The organism is Paracoccus sp. (in: a-proteobacteria) (assembly GCF_046462195.1).
Classification (GTDB): Bacteria; Pseudomonadota; Alphaproteobacteria; order Rhodobacterales; family Rhodobacteraceae; genus Paracoccus.
In genome coordinates, this window is record NZ_JBKGUN010000293.1 from 1 (window position 1) to 4,557 (window position 4,557).

The following is a 4,557-nucleotide window of genomic DNA, read 5'->3' on the forward strand; positions in this document are numbered from 1 at the left end:
GACGTGCGGCCCGAGCTTGATGGGGAAGGGCAGGCCCTGCTCCAACGCCGCGTTCCGCAACAATGCCAACTAGCACTCTGAACATCCAAGCCTTTAGGTCGCAAGAAAGTAGCCCGTAAGTGCCGCTTACGTCGGCACTACGTATCTGCATGCCTCCGCACTATATCCTACATGGGTGCACAAGGACACAGGTTACCTACGGCCCCTGCCCCAGACAAATCAGCCAATCCGGCAAGACCTGCCCGTGAACGGCAATACAAACAGGGATGAAAGGCAGGCGACACCAGTTTGAAGAACAAAACGGGATTCAGTGTCCAGGGCGTCCTCATGATCATGTTGCAGGGGGAACCACCACGCTGATCGCGGCTTGTGACCCCGAGCGGATCGAAGGGACATCCATGGAAGGCGAGATTGTGCAGGGGCTGACCCCGGTGCAGGTTGTGGCGCTGGTCGGCGTTCTTGGCGTGGGAGCGCAATGGTTGGCCTGGAAGCTCCGGTTGCCGGCAATTGTTCTGATGCTGGGGGTGGGATTGTTGGTCGGGCCCATGACGGGCTGGTTCCTGCCGGACCGAGACTTGGGGCCGATCTATCGCCCGCTGATCTCCGTGGCGGTGGCCATCATCCTGTTCGAAGGCGGATTGACCCTGACGCATCACCGTTTGAGGGATGCACGCGGACCGGTGCAGAGGCTGGTCTACGTTGGCGCGCCCTTGGGTTGGATGCTGTCGGCGCTGGTGCTGTGGCTGGCAGTGGGCCTTTCATGGCAGTCGGCGGCAGTGTTCGGCGGCGTCATGGTGGTCACGGGACCCACCGTTATCGCGCCTATGCTGCGCCAGGCAAAGCTGCGGGCCCGGCCAGCCCAGATCCTGCAGTGGGAGGCGATCCTCAACGACCCGATCGGCGTGCTGATCGCCGTCCTCCTGCTGGAGGTGGTCCTGGTACTGGAAACGGGCCTGTCGGTTGGTGCGGCCGCTTGGGTCATTGGATCAGGAATAGGTTTCGCTGCTTTGGCAGGATGGGCCGTGGGGTCGGGAATGGCCTTGGCTTTCCGAAAGGCGTGGGTGCCCGAATACATGAAGGTGCCCGTGCTGTTCGTGGCCGTTCTGGCGGTGTTTGCCGTCACGGATACGGTGCTGCACGAAACGGGCCTGCTGGCCGTCACAATCATGGGCATGGTCCTAGCGAATGCCAACCTGTCCTCCTACACGGAGATCCACCGCTTCAAGGAACATGCCACGATCCTGCTGGTGTCGGGCGTTTTCGTCCTGATGGCCGCCTCGCTGGATTTTTCGACCTTGGGTCAACTGACCTGGAGGGCGGCACTGTTCGTGGTCTTCACCGTTGCGCTGGCGCGTCCCCTTCAGGTGCTGCTGCCCCTGATAGGCACAGAATTACCCATGAAGGAGCGCTGGCTGATCGCCCTGACGGGCCCGCGGGGGGTCGTGATGGTGGCAGTGTCCGGTCTTTTCGGCGAGAAGCTGGTCGAAGCGGGCATTCCCGACGGAGCCGCGCTGGCGCCTCTTGCCTTCATCATCGTGCTGGCCACCGTCATTATCCACGGATTTACATTGGCGCCGCTGGCGCGCCGTCTCGGCCTGTCCGGTCCCGAACGCCCGGGGCTGCTGATTGTTGGCGGCTCGCCCTTCGCGGTGGCCTTGGCGCAGGCGCTGGAGCGGGCGGGGGTCGGCACATTGATCGCCGATACCAACCGGCAGCACCTCTTCAAGGCTCGGCAAGCCGGTATCCCGACCTATTACGGCGACATTCTGGGCGAGGCGGCGGAACACCAGGTCGAATTCGTGGCCTATCCCACCGTGCTGGCAGCATCGGACAATGATGCCTACAACACATTGGTGGCGACCGACATGGGGCCGGATCTGGGGCGCGAGTTCGTCTGGCAGTTGAGCAGGGTTCGTGATCAGTCGCGTCATGCCCTTCCAGCGCAGTTGGGTGGTCAACGGCTGGAAGGGCGCCCGACCTTCGACCTGGTCAACCAGCGTCTTGCTGACGGCTGGACCCTGCGCAGCACCCGCCTGACCGAGGAGTATGACCTGGACGCATGGAGGGCTGATCGCCCGCAGGCCGAGCCGCTGCTGACCATCACCAACGGCGAACTCCGTTTCATCGGACCAGATGAGCCCATTTCCGTGCAGCCGGGAGACTCGATCATGGCCTTTCTGCCCCCCGAACAGTCGGAGCCTTCCGATGCTCCGTCTCCGGAACTGACCGCCGAGGCCGCTGAAGTGGTACGGGAACATCGTGAAACGCCTAAATCCGGAACCTGAGCAGGCGAACATGGCAACACTGCCGGTCGGTGATGCGCTGATGCTGTTTCAGAACAACGAAGCAGATTGGCAGGATCCTGTCGCTTTCGGCAGATGCACCCCTCCCCCTTTGTGCCCCGTCATGGATTGGCCCCGGTCCCAAGGCCTGAGAAGAAAGAAAAGATCATGTTGGCACTGTTGATCGGCTTCGGCCTTGTGTTCCTGATGGGCATTGGGCACCACTTCGCGCTGCTCGGCCTTTGGAAGATGACAGGAGATGCCCAGCAGCACCCCAACCGCGTCATCATCAAGGTCTTTCTGGGGCTTCTGGTTATCCACCTGCTGGAGATCGTCTTCTTTGCAGTTGGGTACTCCGTCCTGATCACGTGGGAGGGAATGGGGAAACTCAACCAATTCGATGTCAGCTGGAGCGAATTGATCTATTTTTCCGGCATCAATTTCACGACCCTCGGCTATACGCAGATCGAGGCTTCCGGACCGATCCGGCTGGTCAACATGATGCAAGCCTTGGGCGGCTTCATGGTGCTCACTTGGTCGGCGACGTTCATCTACAGCGTCTGGAAGAAGGCTCTGGAAGCGCTCTGAGCCAGAGGAGCCGAGGTTACAGACTGTCTTTGTCGTTCCTTGGTCAGGAACATTCCGCAGCATCACATGCTAGGAAAGAAAGGCTGGAAAAGGCAAGTATTCGATGAAATTCATCCCTCGGTCGCGGTACTTCGGGCCTGATATGGTACGGCGGGCGGTACAATCGGCACTTGCTGCCACGGCGACCTATCTCTTGATGCGGAGCCTGAACCTCCAGGAAGCATTTCTGGCCATCCTGAGCGCCGTTCTGATTATCCAGCCATCGGTAGGCGGCACGATGGGCGCCGCTTTCACGCGTCTTCAAGCCACGCTTGTCGGCAGTCTCATCAGCCTCGCCTGCGTTGCCGTGCTTCCCGATGTGTGGGGCACGACGGCGGGACTTGCATTGTCGATGCTGGTTGTCGGAGGTATCGCCGGATTACGCCCGGACTGGAGTTACGGTGCGGTGGCGGCAGCCGGGATTGCCTTGGCATCGGAAGCGAAGGTGCTGGAAACAGCAGGAGAGCGCGGGATCGCGATCGTCATCGGCGCGGCGACGGGTGTGCTGGTGTCGCTGCTGGTTTGGCCTGACCGCGCAGAGGCACGCTTTGACCGCCACTTTCGGAGTGCGCTGCGCGCCACGGCCACGCGCCTTGCCGATGCACTGGAAGCGGCCACGGAAGAAGGACATGAAGCCGCGCCTCCGGAGCATGTCTCCGATTACCACAAATCGCTGCAGTCGGCCCAAGAGGCCCTGAATGCGGTAAAGCTTGTGGACCGGGCCAACATGCAGCGTCGTCTCGAGGCCCTGCGTCGGCTCTACAATTCGGTTATCATCCTTGATCGGACGGCGGAAGCCGATGTGGTGCCTGCTTCAGGAAGGGCTGACTTGATAGATCAGGTTAGCGCATTGCGTCGCGACACATGCTCGGTGCTGAATGCGCTGGCTGACAGAGAAAAGAACCCTGAAGAACGCACGAGGCAGATTGATGAAGTCTTGCAAGGGCTGCAGGCCATGTTGGCCGAGGGCGACCCGACATCGGATTTGCACCGGAACCGCAACGCCTTGGCCTTTGGACTTCATGAAGTTCGGCGGTCAATCGGCGGATTGATCGAGGCATTGAGAAGTTGATGCTCGGTCGCTTCGCCGAGCATCGGCAGATGCAATGCTGCCGAGGATGAGGTTTTTGCAGCTTGAGAGCATTCACTTGAGATGCAACTTCGCCGAATTTTACCGCCCAAGCCGGTTCTGAAACCGCGACAGAAGAAGGACATCAAGCCCCTTCTGATCCTGTTCCGATCTATCGACGGTCGATGCAATTCATCCTATGCCGACTGCAGTTTTTGACAATACGCCTCTGCCTGTTTCATTTTGAAAAGTGTGTTGCCATTGAAGAAAACGTCCTGTGGCTCAGCAGAGCTCCCATTAGCACCTTTGGCCGTCAGCCTCTCTCGGTTCCGCGTGAGGCAAAATGTTGCTGGTTGATGATCATCCCGATCATGAGACGACAGCTATCGTTGCAGGGTGGATCACGATCTTTCAGGTACGCGCATGATATGCGAACGCTTAGTAAGGTCGTGCCGGATGATCGTCCGACGTTTTCCATCACCATTAACGGCTTGAATAGCGTGTGGAGGGATGCCTAGGTCATGTTGACAAACAGCGGAGCCAGAGGCGGATCGCTGTGATGTCGATGAGCCCAAGGAA

3 protein-coding genes are annotated in these 4,557 nt (G+C 59.8%); all 3 read left to right on the forward strand.

Annotated elements, in window-relative coordinates:
* Positions 1–398: 398 nt before the first annotated feature.
* The gene (locus tag ACLHHB_RS17455; RefSeq protein ID WP_410219556.1) at positions 399–2,285 is read left to right on the forward strand and encodes a cation:proton antiporter; all 1,887 of its coding nucleotides are present in this window, start codon (positions 399–401) and stop codon (positions 2,283–2,285) included.
* Positions 2,286–2,450: 165 nt separating this feature from the next.
* Positions 2,451–2,870, forward strand: a complete 420-nt coding sequence (locus ACLHHB_RS17460) for an ion channel (protein ID WP_410219557.1) — start codon at positions 2,451–2,453, stop codon at positions 2,868–2,870.
* 103 nt (positions 2,871–2,973) lie between these two features.
* Positions 2,974–3,981, forward strand: coding sequence for an FUSC family protein (locus ACLHHB_RS17465; protein WP_410219558.1), 1,008 nt, complete (start codon positions 2,974–2,976; stop codon positions 3,979–3,981).
* Positions 3,982–4,557 lie beyond the last annotated feature (576 nt).